The organism is Palleniella intestinalis, assembly GCF_013166595.1.
Classification (GTDB): domain Bacteria; phylum Bacteroidota; class Bacteroidia; order Bacteroidales; family Bacteroidaceae; genus Prevotella; species Prevotella intestinalis.
Genome location: NZ_JABKKG010000010.1, coordinates 82891 through 98987, shown reverse-complemented (window position 1 = coordinate 98987; position 16097 = coordinate 82891). Strand labels below are relative to the sequence as shown.

The following is a 16097-nucleotide window of genomic DNA, read 5'->3' as shown; positions in this document are numbered from 1 at the left end:
TTTAATAGTGTCTGGTTGCGATAGTTTAACTTACTTGCATCAAAGCAGGAAATCATCCACTTCGTTTGGTGATATGACAGAAAACACTGCATCAGGATATGCTTTTATGAAGGATTCCGGCACTTTTGTGCGTTGTGCTTTTGCAGGATTCCATTTGAATTCGAAAGCATACAGCTTGCCGTCTGCCTCCTCAATGAGGTCTATCTCTTTTTGCTGTTGCGTGCGCCAGAACCATGTGTTGACGAAATCACCATTTATGAAGTGGCGTTTCATACGCTCGCTAATGACAAAGTTCTCCCAAAGCGCGCCAGTATCGGAACGGTTTTCCACTTGTTGGAAATTGGCAATGACAGCATTGCGTATGCCAAGATCCCAAAAATAGATTTTACGGCTTATTTTCAGTTCGTTGCGAAGATTGCGTGAGAAACTGCCGATACGGAATACTATATAGCATTTCTCCAAGACATCGACATAACGTTCTACCGTTTTGGGGTCAAGCCCGATGAGTTGCCCTACCTCGTTGTATGACACTTGCTCGCCAATCTGATGTGCCAGCGCTTGTACCAGGCGCATCAGTTTGTCAGGTTTGCTTATGTTGTCAAGCATCATGATGTCTTTGTACAAATAGCTGTCAGTAAGTTCACGCAGTACGGTACGCTCATCACCGGGTGACATGACTACCTCCGGGTAGTAGCCGTACAGCATTCGGTGAGGAATCATTCGGTGCTCTTCCAGCAGATTTGTATGTGCGACCAACTCGCCGTATGTCAGTGGGAACATTTGGAAAGTGCGTTTGCGTCCGGCCAGCGACTCGTTGACTTGGTTAGCCAACTCAAATGATGAACTGCCGGTAGCCACAACCTGCACGGTTGGAACTTGGTCTGTGATGAGTTTCAACTTGAGTCCAATGTCCTTTATGCGTTGTGCTTCGTCGATGACAAGGTAGTCACTGTTGCCTAAAAGTGCCTTCACACGTGTGGAACTTATATCTGCAAACAGTTGCTGGACATCAGTATCGTCACCATTCATCCACATCACTCTGTCACGTTTCCCGAAAATTTCCGACAATAGTGTAGACTTGCCAACTTGTCTGGCTCCCATTATCATGATAGCTTTTCCATTACCAAGCATGGACTCTATTATTTTCTTCTGAATTCTTTCTATCATAATCTCCACTTTGTTGCGACATGTTTTTTATGCCACAAAGGTAGGAATAAAATACTGTAATTCCAAAATTATTATAAGATTTTTGGATTCCATTCCAAAATTATTATAAGATTTTTGGATTCCATTCCAAAAATATTAAAAACGAGAATGGGGAATTGATTCTTGTGAGCAATGCATAATGTGGTGTGCTCATGTGAGTTTTTTCATTGTTTTGTTTGTTTTGTCCGTAATTTGTTGTACTTTTGCATAAAATTAAAGCACTCAATTATATAGAACAATGGAAAACAGAGAATGGAAGAAAATCAGGGATTTCGAGGAAATCCTGTTTGAGGAATATAACGGAATAGCGAAGATAACAATCAATCGTCCGCGCTATCGCAATGCCTTCACGCCTAAGACCACATGGGAATTGTCGCAGGCATTCTCGCTCTGCCGTGAGATGCAGGACATCAGTGTGGTGCTTCTCACAGGTGCCGGTGACAAGGCTTTCTGCTCGGGAGGTGACATGAATGTCAAGGGACGTGGAGGATATATCGACGGTGATGGTGTGCCACGCCTGAGTGTGCTTGATGTCCAGATGCAGATTCGCCGTCTGCCAAAGCCGGTAATTGCCATGGTCAACGGCTATGCCATTGGCGGAGGGCATGTCTTGCACCTTGTCTGTGACCTTACGATAGCGAGTGAAAATGCTATTTTCGGACAGACAGGTCCGAAGGTTGGGTCGTTTGATGCCGGTTTCGGAGCGTCCTATCTTGCACGCATTGTTGGTCAGAAGAAGGCGCGTGAGATATGGTTTCTGTGCCGTCAGTACTCTGCGAAAGAGGCTGAGGAGATGGGTATGGTGAACAAAGTTGTGCCATTGGAACGCCTTGAGGATGAGTGTGTGGAGTGGGCAGAGACAATGATGGAGCGCAGTCCACTGGCTCTTCGCATGATAAAAGCCGGACTTAATGCCGAACTTGACGGACAGGCGGGCATTCAGGAACTGGCAGGTGACGCAACGATGCTGTACTATTTCCTTGATGAAGCGCAGGAGGGCGGCAAGGCTTTCCTTGAGAAGCGCAAGCCGGACTTCAAGAAATATCCTAAACTACCGTAGTAATGTTTTCCCGCAGATTCCGCAGATAATGCCACAAACAACTATCTGCGGGAATCTGCGAGATCTGTGGGACAATAAAAGAAAATAGTATGACGGAAAATGAAATAACGTATCATATACGTGGAGCGATATACAATGTATATAATGAACTTGGACCCGGCTTGTTGGAGAATGTCTATGAGGCAGCCATGGTCTATGAGTTGCGCAAGCGTGGATTGAAGGTGGAGAGTCAAAAAGCGGTTGAGGTGTTTTATGACGGGAAGCGGTTGCCGGTTGATTACCGACTGGACTTGCTTGTTGAGGACAAGGTAGTTGTGGAGTTAAAGTCTGTAGAGGAAACAAAGAACCTCTTTTTCAAGCAATTGATGACATATCTACGCTTGACTGACAAACGAGTTGGTATACTAGTGAATTTTACATGCGATGACATAAATGCTAATATCCATCGCAGAGTGAATGATTACAGATAATGTTTTTCCCGCAGATTCTCGCAGATGCCAGAATGGTGTGGTTAGTTTGCAAAACGTTTTCAATGAATGTTTTTCCCACAGATTCCGCAGATTCTCGCAGATGTCAGAATGGTGTGGTTGATGCGCAAAACGTTTTCAATGAATGTTTTTCCCACAGATTCCGCAGATTCTCGCAGATGTCAGAATGGTGTGGTTGATGCGCAAAACGTTTTCAATTGATGTTTTCCCACAGATTTCCGCAGATAATGCCACAAACAACTATCTGCGTAAATCTGCGAAATCTGCGGGACAATAAAACATTTTGAATATTAGAGTAAAAAAGGAATCAATGACTTACAAGATAAACATAACGGAGCGTGTCCTCCATTTCAAGCAACCGGCAGGAACATCGCGTGGAACCTATACCACGCGGCGTTCATGGTTCTTGCGGTTAACCTCCGATGAGCAGCCCGGACGGGTTGGGATTGGGGAGTGTGCGCCCTTGCCTAACCTCAGTTGCGATGATATTCCGGATTATGCCTCCGTATTGCGTGAGATGTGCGACCGTTTTGAGGCTTCCGGCAGCATAGACTACGACCTGATGCGCCCTTATCCATCCATGCTTTTCGGCTTGGAGACTGCCCTTATGAATCACAACGCGTGCTCCCCGATGCTTTTCGACACAGCGTTCGGACGTGGTGAAGAAGGCATTCCAATCAACGGACTTGTATGGATGGGAACGTTTGACGAGATGTTTGAGCGCATGGAAGAGAAGATGCGCCAAGGTTTCTGTTGCATCAAACTGAAGATAGGCGCAATAGATTTCGACCATGAACTGGAGCTTATACGCCATATCCGTGAGAGTTTCACAAAGGAGCAGATAGAGCTTCGCGTGGATGCCAATGGCGCATTCGCTCCGCAGGAGGCTTTGGGGAAACTTGAAAAGCTCGCGTGTTATGACATTCATTCCATTGAGCAGCCTGTCCGCCAAGGACAATGGGAGGCTATGGCACAGCTCTGCAAGGAGTCTCCGCTTGCCATTGCGCTTGACGAAGAACTGATTGGGGTGAATGAAACCAAACGAAAACAGGAACTTTTGGATGTAATCCGCCCTGCTTACATTATTCTTAAACCGTCCCTGCATGGAGGAATGAGCGGTGCGGAGGAATGGATTCGCCTTGCCCGTGAGCGTGGCATAGGGAGCTGGGTGACAAGTGCGTTGGAGAGCAATGTAGGGCTTAACGCCATCGCTCATTTCACTGCCCATACCTATGGCTCGGGAATAACGATGCCGCAAGGCTTGGGGACCGGCATGCTCTTCACGGATAACATACCGATGCCGTTGGAAATCCGTGGTGACAAGCTGTGGTATATGGGAAATTTTGAGACGAACACCGTCTGTCCTGCGATAAAACTGTGATGTGGAATGACAGTAGAAGAGTTTATAGATGACTGGCATTCGCCTGCCGATAAGCTGCTTGTCCACACAAGCGGCTCTACAGGAAAGCCCAAACCGTTGTGGGTGGAGAAGAAACGCATGGAGGCAAGCGCACGGATCACATGCTCTTTCCTTGGTTTGAAAGCCGGGGAAAGTGCCTTGCTGTGCATGCCGTTGGACTTTATTGCAGGGAAGATGATGGTGGTACGTTCGATAGTTTGCGGACTCCGCCTTGTCAGTGTGCCGCCCTCAGGTCATCCGTTCTCGTCGCTTGTGACTGATGACGGAACGCACGAAGATGAGCCTTTTTCTCTTGTGGCAATGGTTCCGATGCAGGTTTACAATACGCTTCGTTGTTCAAAGGAACGCGAGGCACTCATGCGTGCGCGTAATATAATAATAGGAGGCGGAGTCATTGACGAAGCGTTGGAAAAGGAACTGCGCACATTTCCAAATGCAGTCTGGAGCACTTACGGCATGACAGAAACACTCTCCCATATCGCTTTGCGTAGGATAAATGGTCCGGAGGCAAGCCAATGGTACACGCCGTTTGAGAATGTCAGTGTAAGTCTTAATGCCGATGACTGCCTTGTCATCGATGCACCGGCAGTATGTCCGTCGTCGCTTGTTACCAACGACCGTGCGGAGATTGCACCCGACGGGCGTCGTTTCCGTATTCTTGGCAGGAAGGATAATGTGATATGCAGCGGTGGGATAAAGATTCAGATAGAGGAAGTGGAGCGTGAGTTGCGCCAATTTCTCTCCATTCCGTTCATGATAACGAAGCGTAAGGATGCAAAATTCGGAGAGATTGTTGTCCTGCTTACTCAATCTTCTGACACCGAAGAGTTGCATGATGTCTGCAAACGCGTACTCCCTCCCTATTGGCAGCCACGCCTCTATGCTTCGGTAGAGTCTCTCCCAATGACTGCAACCGGCAAGCCCGCACGTGCTGAAGCTGAGAGAATTGCCTCAGGATTATAAATGAGAAGAGTATAGCCTTATTATACTAAAGCTATACTCTTCTCATTTATAATCAGACATGTGATCTCAAATCATAGCTCAAAAACTATTTTGCTTTATATTCAAGGTTGGTTTCTTACCAATTATAGATATCACCAATAACCCATGCGACATTGATACCCAGTTTGTTGTAATTTGTTTTGTAGTCTCCAATAGATGAATATATTCCATGGTCAGTGAGTCCCTTTGAATAAGTGAATCCAATCTGTACAGGGCCTATGCGGAAATCCACACCGCCTTCCAAAGCCATATTAAACCTCTTTGGACATCCATCCTCTCCGTAAAAATCAGAATTGTCTTCAACTCCATCTGCTGTATATGCTCCATAAACGACGTAATTAAATCCAAGACCACCATGTAGGCTTAGGGCACATTTCTTTCCAAGGGGGAAACGGTACAAAGCATGGACAGGCAGGGATAGGTTATGTTCTTGGAAATTCTCGTACTCATCAGAATTGCCACTACCATTTGAAGAAAGATAAGCCTCATAAAACAAACCTGTGTACAAACCTAATCCCCATGAGAAACAAGGCTGTGCATAGAAACCGAATTGCATGCCGTACAGCCATTTGTCCACACCATCATTCCAAACACCGTTTTCTTTGAGTTTTTCACCTTCTCCCTTTGTCACCATTTGCTTTTGTACATATCCAATAGCAACTCCCATTGGTGCTGGTTCATATGGTCTTTGCCATGGCCAGCGGAAAGGATTGCGAGGGTTGATTTTTAACAAATAGTCTGTATTCATTCCATTCTCCACATTGATTGTGATGTCTTTGGATTTGCCATTGCTATGGGATGCATAATACCTGAATTTTGAGCCAACCGGTCGTGTTATGCGATATGTCTTGCCATCGAGGATAACATTGTTTTCCTCTCCTGCGACAAGAGCTTTCCTATCCTCGTAGACTGTTGCGTAATCGGCGCTTCCATTATAGATAGGTGTGATGTCAAATGTCTTTGTATTGTTGATGATGAACGATGTGTGATTATCATCAACAGTGATTGTTTGGCGTACCTCGTTATTGTTGATGTTAGCAATCACTAAGTATGATTTGTGGGCATATTCTTTGCTGCGGTCATACTTTTCGGTAAACTCTCCATCCTTTATCAGAATCTCACCTCCTACGGGATTGGTGCGGATGCTTAGTCTTGTTTTTTTTCGTGCATCGTGTTCGTAGACCTTGTCCGACTCTTTTATCATTACAGAACCTCGTGTGCTGCCATCACTCGCATAAATGTTTGCCGTATGATCACCGGTAGCAAGGTCTTTCAATGTGATACGCCCGTTGGCATCAGCTGGAATCCTGCGCGTGCCGTTATCTATTGTAGCGTATGTCCCCGGCAAGTGAGTGTCTATATAAATCGGTGACGGGTCGCGTAGCACAAGATGGTAAACTTTTCCGGCTTGCAGACCGCCTTTTTTGCCTTTTATAGGAATATATTTTGGAATGCCATATTCATAGAAATTGACCACCTTTGTTTGGAATTTATTCCCTTTTGGCAAGATACGGATACGGTTTGAATGCTGTTCCATCCATATATAATAGGCATAGCCTGTGGATGTACGTCTGCGTTCAATTTCTTTTGATGGCTTAGGGTCGGTAGACTCTATTTCTCCTGGCATGAATACCTTGACGAGGGCAGAGGTTTTCAGTTTTCCTGCGAAATTCGACGGTGTTGTAGTGTCGAAGTCACTCTTGTCAGCTTCCGTAAATGAAACTACTTGCAGTTCTTGCGCTGCCACTTCTTGTTGAGCCATTGTCTCCTGTTCGGCGAAAATAATCAAGCCAAGGCATAGGAGCGTAGCCTTTGAAAAAAGTTTTTTAATCATGATTTTGAAAATTTATATTAGGTGAATTGTTATTATCTGAAATCGTCCAACATGATGAAGTCATCATCGGAAGTGTCCTTCGGTTGCCATGCACGCACATGGATGACAGGTGGGTCTTCGTTGAAATCCCATAATAGGAAGATATAGCCAGTATCATGGTATTTTTCTCCCTTCTTGTTGACAGAAGTCCAGTTTTGCACAAGGTTCACACCATAATAGTTTGGCATCGCGTCAGAATTGGCAGGTGAAATAATTATGTCATCGAACTGTACATCAATGTATTTGTTTCTCCTGAACATTGCAGCCAAATTGTTCAAATATTCTTCCTTCTTTTGTACTGTGTATGTAGTCTTTTTCTTGACTTTCGCTGCATAATCTCCACGTTCTTCCCTTGTGTAATTCACTTTGCCGGTGATGATGAGGGCATCATCGCTGTATATCTGGCGCAGTGAATTGAGGTCTTTTTCAATGTAGTAGTTACGGAAATCCTCAACGAATTTCAGGATTTCATTGCGCCGTCTCGCATCGTACACCTCGTTCTCTCCTTTCGGTATGGACAGACGGTTGTTGCTTGATGTGAAAACAACGCTTGTTATGTTTCCCACCTTATCGAACGAGATTGCGAGTTCGCGTGTTCTCGACCCGTTATAATCCTCAGGCTGTCGTGTCAGTGTTGCTTGTATGCCACGTGCCTGATAACCGCTTGCCAGCCCATAGCAGATGCTTTTTGCCTCACTTGGACAAACGAACCCGAAGTTTTCCCATGTCCTTGCAAGGCGTGTTGCAGCCTCCGATGTGGTGTAGCTGCTAATGTTCAGGCTGCGCCCTTCTCCGGCAGCCGTGTTTATTTCTGTGAGCAGTGCTGAGACATTACGTTCCATTTTCGCCTTCAGTCCTGCATTGTAGATGCCATCGGTGAAACGGAAATGCACCTCCTGTGCTGCTGTGGCAATGGATAACATCGCTGAAAATAAGAATACAATAGTCCTCATATTGATTGTTTTTTTGTTTTTCGCAATAGTTTCTGCATAAAATCCTTTGGAAGTTCTTTACCCATAAGATTGCGGAGATTGGAGGTAGGAATGAACAGCCATGCTTCACCTTTCATTGTTAATCCCTCGTCTGCAACGTTCTTGATAGGGCAGTTCAAAGAGAATATGTGCAGCCATTTGTTTGCAGTGTTATAAAGGAAAACATCGACTTTCATTTCTTTGCTATTCTTGCTTTCTATGCCGATATATGCGTCATATTTCTCATGTACCCAAAACTGGTAGAATTGTTTGAACTGTATTTGGACACTGTCTGTCTCATAGCGGTATTTCTGGAATGTCAGTTTCATTTTCCCATTAGGCAACTCCATGTTGGGCAGCAACAGTCGGTTGGCTATGGTTTCGGAAGGAAAACGCTTGTTACATAGCGGATGAAACGCCTTGCCATCATGGCTGTAATATGTAGCTGACGATATTTCATCGATTATGTAGGTGTCACCCGGCAAGACGTAATAATCTTTCCCCTCAACTTTGCCAAATACAGTTGTGTCAGGACTTACCTTGCCAAGGAAATCGCTTTTTGCATACTCTTTTATTTTGGCAATGAAAGCGTCTTCTATTGCTTTGCGTTGCGAATTATCATTTTGGGCTGTACTATTGATGTAGACAAACAATATACAGGAAATCGAAAATAGTAACTTTTTCATAATCAGTTATTCACCAAGCATTATATATTCTGTTGTCCCATCAGACTTAAACCACCGCCCTTCTACAAGATGTCCGTTGGAGTATGTGCCATCCACTCTGTCATCAGCTTCTGCTGTGCGTCGGCTTGGGTCGCGAGTGTCAATGCGATGAGTAGATTTGAATGTCATCGTGCCTTCACCATCCGGTTTGCCGTTTCTGATACCTCCTCGCCATGTGGCATATCCTAAACTTAGAGTTCCATTGTAACTGTGTTCATCTTTTGCATCTGTATTTTTTACCATAACATCCTTGGATTTTGGCTCTTTTGGTGTCACGGTTTTAGGAAGTGCCGGAGCTTCAGTTGGTTTTTCGTTTTCAGCTTTGGTTATCGCTAAGGAGTCTTTCATAGTGGTAACGGTATGGACTGTATCATTGTTTGTTGTGGATTGTGGCGTTCTTACTTGTGAATATGAAAACCACGCAACGGCTATTGCGATTATTAGGATGAATGCTGCCATAACTGCATATAGCAGCTTTTTTCTCTGCACAAAACCTTCTGTTTTCCCCTCGTCATAGGCAGTATGGTCATTTTGTCCGTCTCTATCATCTATATTTGGTTTTGTTGCGTGTGGGTCTCTCTTCTTCGTTTCGTCATTAGGAGACTCGGGTTGTGCCCCATTTCGCATCCTTGAAATAAGTGAAGTGACAGAAGTCATGTTGCCTGATTTCAAAACCGTTTCTGCAACCTCCTGCACTTGGCAAGCCTTTGCTCTGTTCCATGTTTTCTCCTCCAAGCACCATTGCATCACTTCGCTGAGGCTTCTTGACCATCCCTCATTGAGCGATGGCATTTCTGCGCCTTTAAGCATCATGCCACCTCCCATGCCACAGAATGGCAATTCGCCTTCAGCCAATTCATAGATAGATACTCCAAGTGACCATATATCACTGGCAAGTATCGGCTCTGGATGATTAGAGAAACGTTCAGGACCCATATAGGCCGGTGCACCTGCTTTCAAAGCCCTTTCAGACTGTTTGCGCATGGTAGAACGTATACGTTTGCTTATGCCGAAATCTGTTATAAGGAAAGTTCCGTCAGAATCAATAAGTGTGTTGTCAGGTTTTATGTCCTGATGTACTATCGGGTCAGGTTTTACCGAATGCAGGTACGCAAGACCGGATGCCACATCACGTACAAATCGCCATATAGTCATTTCGTCCGTTGTGCATGGGCTGAGTGTACCTATCAAGTCTGCTGCAGAACCTTGGTCGCAGAACTTCATTGTCAAATAGGGATGTCCATGCCATTCGCCAAAGTCTTTCGTTACAAGGAGGTTCGGATGACGTAGTTTTGCTGCAATACGGAACTCCTGTATGAACTCCTCTCGTCCCTTATGGTCAAGAGCCACATAAAATTTTATGGCAACATCCTCGTCAGTAGCAAGGTCGTGAGCCAACCACACCTCGCCGAATGTGCCTCTTCCTTTGCTTTGCTTCAGCACATATCTGCCATTGATTTCTTCATTTTGTCGTATCTCTGCCATAGTGTTGGTTACTTGTTGCTCTGTCCTCGTTTGATTAATTTTAGTTTGTCTCCGGCAGGAGTTGTTTTGCTTGTATCTTGACTCTTGATAGGTTCAAGTTTGAAAGGAAGTGTTTCTTTGCGTTCTGTTTTTACTGTATCCTTCTTTTGTGCTTCTCTGTCAACCGCAATTTTCTTTTTCTCTGCATGAATATTCTTGCTGGCTTTGACCGGGGCTGCGTTAATAGGCTTGGCTGTATTTTCACTGTCTTTTGGTTGCGAGATAATTGTTGTATCAGGAGCGGTCATTATTTTCTCTGGTATCTGATTCTTGAATTTATACAATAAGCCACAACTGATACAGATAATTACAAATAACAGCAAGAGTGTGATAGGCAGAAACTTTTTTCGAGGTATCTTGATTATTAATCCATCAAATGTTTTATGTGATATATTTACTTTCGCGTTGGAATCCGTAGGTTCTCCGGATGGTTCTTGTATTGGATTGCACTTTCCTGCTCCGCTGCGAATTTCACAAAGTATCGCTGTGACATTGTCGTACCAGTCGGCACGTTCTGCTGCAGCCCATAGAGCCTCACGACATTTGCTCAACGAGGATGAGTTTTCGCGGATTATATCCTCAATGTTTTCACCGGGATAAAGATTTCCTTCCTCGTCAGATGCCTTACTGTCGCGGAGTACACCGCTCAATCCATCGCTGCATAATAGGATTATGTCTCCGTCATGTACTTTAAACAGGCGAGATTCCGGTCTCGCTTTTTGGCTATTGTCACCAAGGCTGCGTGTAACAATATTTCCTTGTGGGTGTTCAAAGGTCTGTTCGTAAGTCAGTATACCTTTGTCCGCAAGTTCTTGCACATACGAATGGTCTCTTGACAGTGGCTCTAATCCTCGGTCAGGGTTGAAGCGGTATGCACGGCTGTCACCTATCCACGAAATGGATAGTTCTGTGCCGGCCAGCCATGCCATAATAAGTGTAGAGCCCATTCCTTCATGCTCATGGTTCTGGTGTGCATCGGCTTTTATACGACGGTCGGCTTCGCGTATCACATCTTCCATATACCGACTACGGTTCTCGTGAGTTGCAGCCAGCATTGGTGTTATTTTTCCAGGTGCGAAATATTCTGCCACAGTGTCATGGGCTATTTCTGATGCTATTTCGCCTGCATTCATACCACCCATACCATCAGCCACAGCCATCAGCATGCCGCATTCAGAGAGAGAAATTTCCTTGTCTGCTGTTATATGGCTTGGTATTGCATCGCTCAAGTCATCGTCGACATAAAAATTGTCTTCATTGCCGTTGAGTGGAGCGTTAGGGTTGTATTTGCCGGCAGCATCGCTCCATGCTACCATACGAAATATTATGCTATTTGATTTCATTTTGTTTGTTTTTCTTGCTCTTCTTTGATTTCTTTTCCTTTATGGTTTTTTGCTTATGGGCATCGGCAACTGGTGTTAGAGTATCATTGTTTTCGATTTCCTTATCTTTTTTATCCGAGTTCTGTTCTGATTTCAGCAGTTTCTCTTTTCCAATGAATGGAAAACAAACACTCCATTTTCCATTATTATCCATAAGAATACCACAAATATGCAATTCGATAACTCCAATGCCGGTAGTGACAGGTGACACATAGATACCTCCGAGAATATCTTGATTGTCAGGTGCTTCAATGTCAGCGACTCCTTCTGTGCTTACCGTAACAGTCTTGCTGTAACAAGTTAATTGAACATTGGCAGACTTGTTTAAGTCTGTTCCCTTTTTTGTGCCAATCCATATAATACAACCGTTTTTCTCACCTGTTGAGCAGTCAACCGTTAATCCCTTGTTTGAAAAACAGTTTGATGGAATATAGTAGAGGGATTTTTGCAAAATCTCATTTGGAGAAGATATGTCCAAAGTGTCGTATTTCGCATCTTCTGAAACAGCTGAATATTCAGAAGTGTACATAACAGGAACATACCCATCCTTGTATGTTTCGTACTTGGAGTTGTATTCCCATGGACGGATGGCCCTGTCCGGTACAATATAGCCATCCTTAATCATCACTCCAAGTGAAATCTCCATACCGAATTCCTCTTTGTCGTTAAGTCCGTATAAATTCCCATCTTTTTTATCTCTAACTTGGAATTTTTGGCGAGAGAGGAAGAAAGCAGGACGAATAGCATCCTCAATCAATCGAACACTAAAAAATGTGCTATCATCAACTTGTGATAAATTGCTTGGGTCAAAACTTACAGAGCCAAGTAATTGGGCATTTGCATTAAAGCCTGTGCATAATGCCACGAGAAAAATCAAATATTTTTTCATTATTATCTTAAATTACACAAAGGTGTCATACCTCCCATATTATCGAAGATGGAAAATGAAACAATTCCAACTGCTTTGTATTTTCCGTTGTCATTATAAAATACAGGACCGCCAGAATTGCCATGTTCATAATTTTTTGCAGATATAAGAATAAGACCTCCGTTCAATCCGCGATTAGCTGTTTGGCAAGAACCATAGAGGCAGGAACCTCCTGTAGCTTTTAGCCCTTGAGGGTATCCCATAATCTCTAATTTCGCAGCTGCAGGAAGTGAAGATGAAAGGCTGGCATCGGCCGGTATGGATCCCGTCTTGCCTGTATTTACATACGCCCAATCACTTCCGCCTGCTCCTGTTGCTCTTGTTATTGATAGTCCATCACCGATAGATACTTGCTTTTCGTCGCTTCTTGTGAAGCGGAAATCATCAGATGTGAATTTCAAGTCCCCTTTTGTTGGTGAGGTTGCTATCATATGTGTTTTTAGCTTTACACCGTTACTTCCAGTTAATCCCGCAAGGAACAATGTTTGGGTACCTTCATCTTTTAATGTCTTGATTTGTTTTCCTAATGATTCTGTTGAGTCAAATTTCCACCCTTCCACACAATGCTTTGCTGTTACGAAACGACCGTCAGACAGTAAAAAGCCGGTGCCGGTCCAACCGATATAACCTCCGGAGGACGTTTCGAGGCCATATACATTTCCATTGTGTACTGCAACAACCATTGCACTGATAAAATAAACATCATCTTCAAATGGCTGAAGTTTAGCGACATCACCACTCCCGCCTCCACTGTTCTGAACATGTTTGACAACAGTCTTGTAAATCGGACGTTTCTTTACCTTGATCAAAGAATCCAAACGTGCTTGTTCTACAGCTGCATCCGCAATGAGCTTTTCTAATTCTGAATTTTTGCTCTTCAGTTTGTCAAGACGGCTTTGTGCATTGGCTATTAATGCTTCATATTCTGTACTTTTCATATAACTCCAAGAACCTAATCCTCCTACCGACAAAACGAGAAGAATGGATAATGCTGTTATTGCGTATTTATAAGGTCGCAATGCTTGCTGTCTGAAGAGAGACATGCGGCGAGTAAGACAAAGTGAGCCTACCGTGCCTTTTTTTCCGGCAAGCGTGATGAAGCCCATTTTAGGTCCATTGACAGACAGTTGTATTTCATCTCCATTCTGTAGGTACCATTCTTTTTGAACCCTATGGCCGTTGAGAAAAGTCGAGTTTGTTTGTGACAATTGCACTAATTTCCAATTGTCACCGTCCTTGACAATGGCTGCATGGCGGCGCGAGACTGTTTGGAAAGATTCGTCGAATCTGACTTGGCAAGTTGAGGCACGACCAAGTTCTATTTGGTCAACAATAATCTGCTGGTTCTCGCCTGCTTTATGATACTTTGACGATACTTTGTGTTCAAGAATGTAAAAGCGTCGCCCTATTCCCATCAATGACTGCATTCCTGAGCCAATGGAACCTTTGAGTGTGCGTTTGTAACGTTGAGTTGGTTGTGACATATACTATTCCTTTTTTTGTTAAAATCCTTCTACTCGCAATTTTACATCACCTATTGTTATTATATCTCCAATGTGAAGTAAGATTCCGTTTCTGTCTATCTCTGTCGAATTTACATAAGTTCCATTCATACTGCTTTTCCATTGACGGTTGCGCCACTGGCCGTCGCGGATAAGCCATTGGCGGGTTTCTGCATTCTGCTCAAGTGTGCAATGACAGCGCGAAATGTAACCGTTGATTGTATCCTTTATTGGTATTCGATTTTCTATTCCATCGTCAAGCCTTCCCATTGTGAGGACTCGGCATCCACCACTAATCATATTGTCCAGATAGAATTTTGTGCCATGTTGTTCTCCCTGCATAATATGTAATGCTACACCGTTGCGGATGTTGCCCCATGTGTCGTGACTATCGTGGATTGCGGAAGTATAAGCATTCTGTTCTTTGGGTGGTGGCATCAGTTTCAATACTTCATCAACATTTTGCAGACGTTCTTTGAAGTTTGGAACAAGACATCCTTCTATAACACCTTCCCATTGTTTTCCAATGGAGGTTCTGTGTAGTAATTCGCGGTTCCATAGTCCTCTTTTGCCTCTGTCAATATATCGTGGTAAATCAGCCTCTGTCACGCAATCACCAAAAGGAAGCTCATATGTAATGAGTTGGTACATCATCACTCCAAAGGAGAAAATGTCGGTTGTGGGAAGTACGGTGGCATTGCCTCGCCGTGGATTTATTTGTTCCGGTGGCATATATGGGAACGTGCCGAATTGCTGTTGCGGCACACCGAAAATTCCTCGTTGTGTCAACCGGTTGTTCTGATCTCCTGATATTCCAAAATCTGTAAGTACTGCAGAACCGTCTTGCTTTATCAATACATTTTCCGGCTTCAAGTCTCTATGCACCTTACCTCGTCTATGAAGGTCGCGTAGTCCATAAAGCACGTCATGCCCCACTGCTGTAAAATCAACACTCCCTTTTTCTGCTGTAGTCATCAAATCGCCACAAGGGCAAAATTCCATAATGATATATGGGTTGCCGCCAACCTCTCCCTTTGCATAGGAATGTACGAGATATTTGCTTTCAATGTGCCCCGTATCATATTCCATATCGAAACGTTTGAGCAGCTCCGCTCTTTCGTCCGATGGTATCTCCCATAATTTCAGAAGTTTCAATGCGTATGGTGTTCCATCGCTTCCCTCCACTTTATATACACAGCCGAAAGTTCCTGCACCAAGCAGTTTCTCCACTTTGTAATCATTGTCGATGTGGTCTCCGCAATGAAATTCCAAACGGTCGCAAACGATATGTTGTTTCTTCATTTTAATCTTTGAACTCAAAGAGGCGGTTTCCAAGAGCAATTATGTCACCAGATTGCAACTTCGTTTTTCTCGAGATACGTAACATTGTGGAATGTTGTTCACTTAAGTCCTCAATATACCAGTCTTTTCCGTCGTTTGTCAATACGGCTTGTTCATGGGAAGTGATTGACTGATTGTTGGGGTCTGTATTAGCACGATTAAGTACAATGCGTTCACCTGAATAGGATATGGCATTGTATTGCGTGTTCTCTCTGCTCCACGCTATCGGGCGTAATGAACAAAACTCATTACTTTGTGGATTATCCCAAGCGTTCACTGTGCCACTGTTACGTAACTGCTGCCCACATGCAGGACAAAAACGTGTCCCTGCTATCAACACACTGCCACATTTAGTGCAATGTTTTTCCTTTATGGACTTGTTTGCAAAGGGGGCTGATGATTGCTTCTTTTGTGGAGCGCCACATTGTGGGCAGACATTCATGCCGGAAGTCATATTGTATCCACAATTATGGCAAATACGTTCATTGCAATTTGTTTCATTGTGCGTTTGGGTGTTTTGTGATTCACTAAATGGATAACCACTTGCAGATTCTCTAATGGTGGCTCTGAGATTGATTGAAGCCTCTGCCATTTGCTTGTTTTCATTTCCTGTGTTTGAAGGAGCTGTTCGTTCCAATTGGGAACTGCATCTTTCACATTTTGAAATTCCATCTG

General features: G+C 44.0%; 14 protein-coding genes. 4 read left to right on the top strand and 10 right to left on the bottom strand.

Annotation, left to right across the window (positions count from 1 at the left end; all coding sequences use genetic code 11):
• Nucleotides 1-39: 39 nt before the first annotated feature.
• Nucleotides 40-1167, bottom strand: coding sequence for an ATP-binding protein (locus HPS57_RS12475; RefSeq protein ID WP_172183572.1), 1128 nt, complete (start codon nt 1165-1167; stop codon nt 40-42).
• Nucleotides 1168-1444: 277 nt separating this feature from the next.
• Here HPS57_RS12475 and menB point away from each other — a divergent pair, with 277 nt between their 5' ends.
• The 4 genes from menB to HPS57_RS12455 all read left to right on the top strand — a co-directional run bounded on the left by menB (nt 1445) and on the right by HPS57_RS12455 (nt 5137).
• Nucleotides 1445-2266, top strand: coding sequence for a 1,4-dihydroxy-2-naphthoyl-CoA synthase (menB, locus tag HPS57_RS12470; RefSeq protein ID WP_172183571.1), 822 nt, complete (start codon nt 1445-1447; stop codon nt 2264-2266).
• Between the two features lie 89 nt (nt 2267-2355).
• The gene (locus tag HPS57_RS12465; RefSeq protein WP_172183570.1) at nt 2356-2736 is read left to right on the top strand and encodes a GxxExxY protein; all 381 of its coding nucleotides are present in this window, start codon (nt 2356-2358) and stop codon (nt 2734-2736) included.
• 328 nt (nt 2737-3064) lie between these two features.
• Complete coding sequence (locus tag HPS57_RS12460) at nt 3065-4135, top strand: o-succinylbenzoate synthase (protein WP_172183569.1); 1071 nt, start codon at nt 3065-3067, stop codon at nt 4133-4135.
• A 6-nt stretch (nt 4136-4141) separates the two neighbouring features.
• On the top strand, nt 4142-5137 hold the full coding sequence (locus tag HPS57_RS12455) for an AMP-binding protein (protein WP_172183568.1): 996 nt from the start codon (nt 4142-4144) through the stop codon (nt 5135-5137).
• A gap of 115 nt (nt 5138-5252) precedes the next feature.
• On the opposite strand, the gene HPS57_RS12450 is transcribed toward HPS57_RS12455, so the two are convergent.
• From HPS57_RS12450 to HPS57_RS12410, 9 genes are read right to left on the bottom strand one after another with little or no spacing between them, the layout of a single operon-like run.
• Complete coding sequence (locus tag HPS57_RS12450) at nt 5253-7010, bottom strand: hypothetical protein (RefSeq protein WP_172183567.1); 1758 nt, start codon at nt 7008-7010, stop codon at nt 5253-5255.
• Between the two features lie 32 nt (nt 7011-7042).
• The gene (locus HPS57_RS12445; protein ID WP_172183566.1) at nt 7043-8002 is read right to left on the bottom strand and encodes a hypothetical protein; all 960 of its coding nucleotides are present in this window, start codon (nt 8000-8002) and stop codon (nt 7043-7045) included.
• Nucleotides 7999-8706: a hypothetical protein gene (locus tag HPS57_RS12440; protein ID WP_172183565.1), complete on the bottom strand. Its 708-nt coding sequence runs from the start codon at nt 8704-8706 to the stop codon at nt 7999-8001. The genes HPS57_RS12445 and HPS57_RS12440 overlap by 4 nt, the downstream gene beginning before the upstream one ends.
• Before the next feature lie 6 nt (nt 8707-8712).
• Nucleotides 8713-10230, bottom strand: a complete 1518-nt coding sequence (locus tag HPS57_RS12435) for a serine/threonine-protein kinase (protein ID WP_172183564.1) — start codon at nt 10228-10230, stop codon at nt 8713-8715.
• 8 nt (nt 10231-10238) lie between these two features.
• Nucleotides 10239-11612 carry a PP2C family protein-serine/threonine phosphatase gene (locus HPS57_RS12430; protein ID WP_172183562.1) on the bottom strand — a complete coding sequence of 458 codons (1374 nt, stop codon included), beginning with the start codon at nt 11610-11612 and terminating at the stop codon, nt 10239-10241.
• Nucleotides 11599-12540 carry a hypothetical protein gene (locus HPS57_RS12425; protein ID WP_172183560.1) on the bottom strand — a complete coding sequence of 314 codons (942 nt, stop codon included), beginning with the start codon at nt 12538-12540 and terminating at the stop codon, nt 11599-11601. The genes HPS57_RS12430 and HPS57_RS12425 overlap by 14 nt, the downstream gene beginning before the upstream one ends.
• A 2-nt stretch (nt 12541-12542) precedes the next feature.
• Nucleotides 12543-14063, bottom strand: a complete 1521-nt coding sequence (locus HPS57_RS12420; protein WP_172183559.1) for an FHA domain-containing protein — start codon at nt 14061-14063, stop codon at nt 12543-12545.
• A gap of 18 nt (nt 14064-14081) precedes the next feature.
• Complete coding sequence (locus tag HPS57_RS12415; RefSeq protein ID WP_253946556.1) at nt 14082-15401, bottom strand: FHA domain-containing serine/threonine-protein kinase; 1320 nt, start codon at nt 15399-15401, stop codon at nt 14082-14084.
• Nucleotides 15385-16059, bottom strand: a complete 675-nt coding sequence (locus HPS57_RS12410; RefSeq protein ID WP_172183558.1) for a double zinc ribbon and FHA domain-containing protein — start codon at nt 16057-16059, stop codon at nt 15385-15387. The genes HPS57_RS12415 and HPS57_RS12410 overlap by 17 nt, the downstream gene beginning before the upstream one ends.
• Nucleotides 16060-16097: the final 38 nt, after the last annotated feature.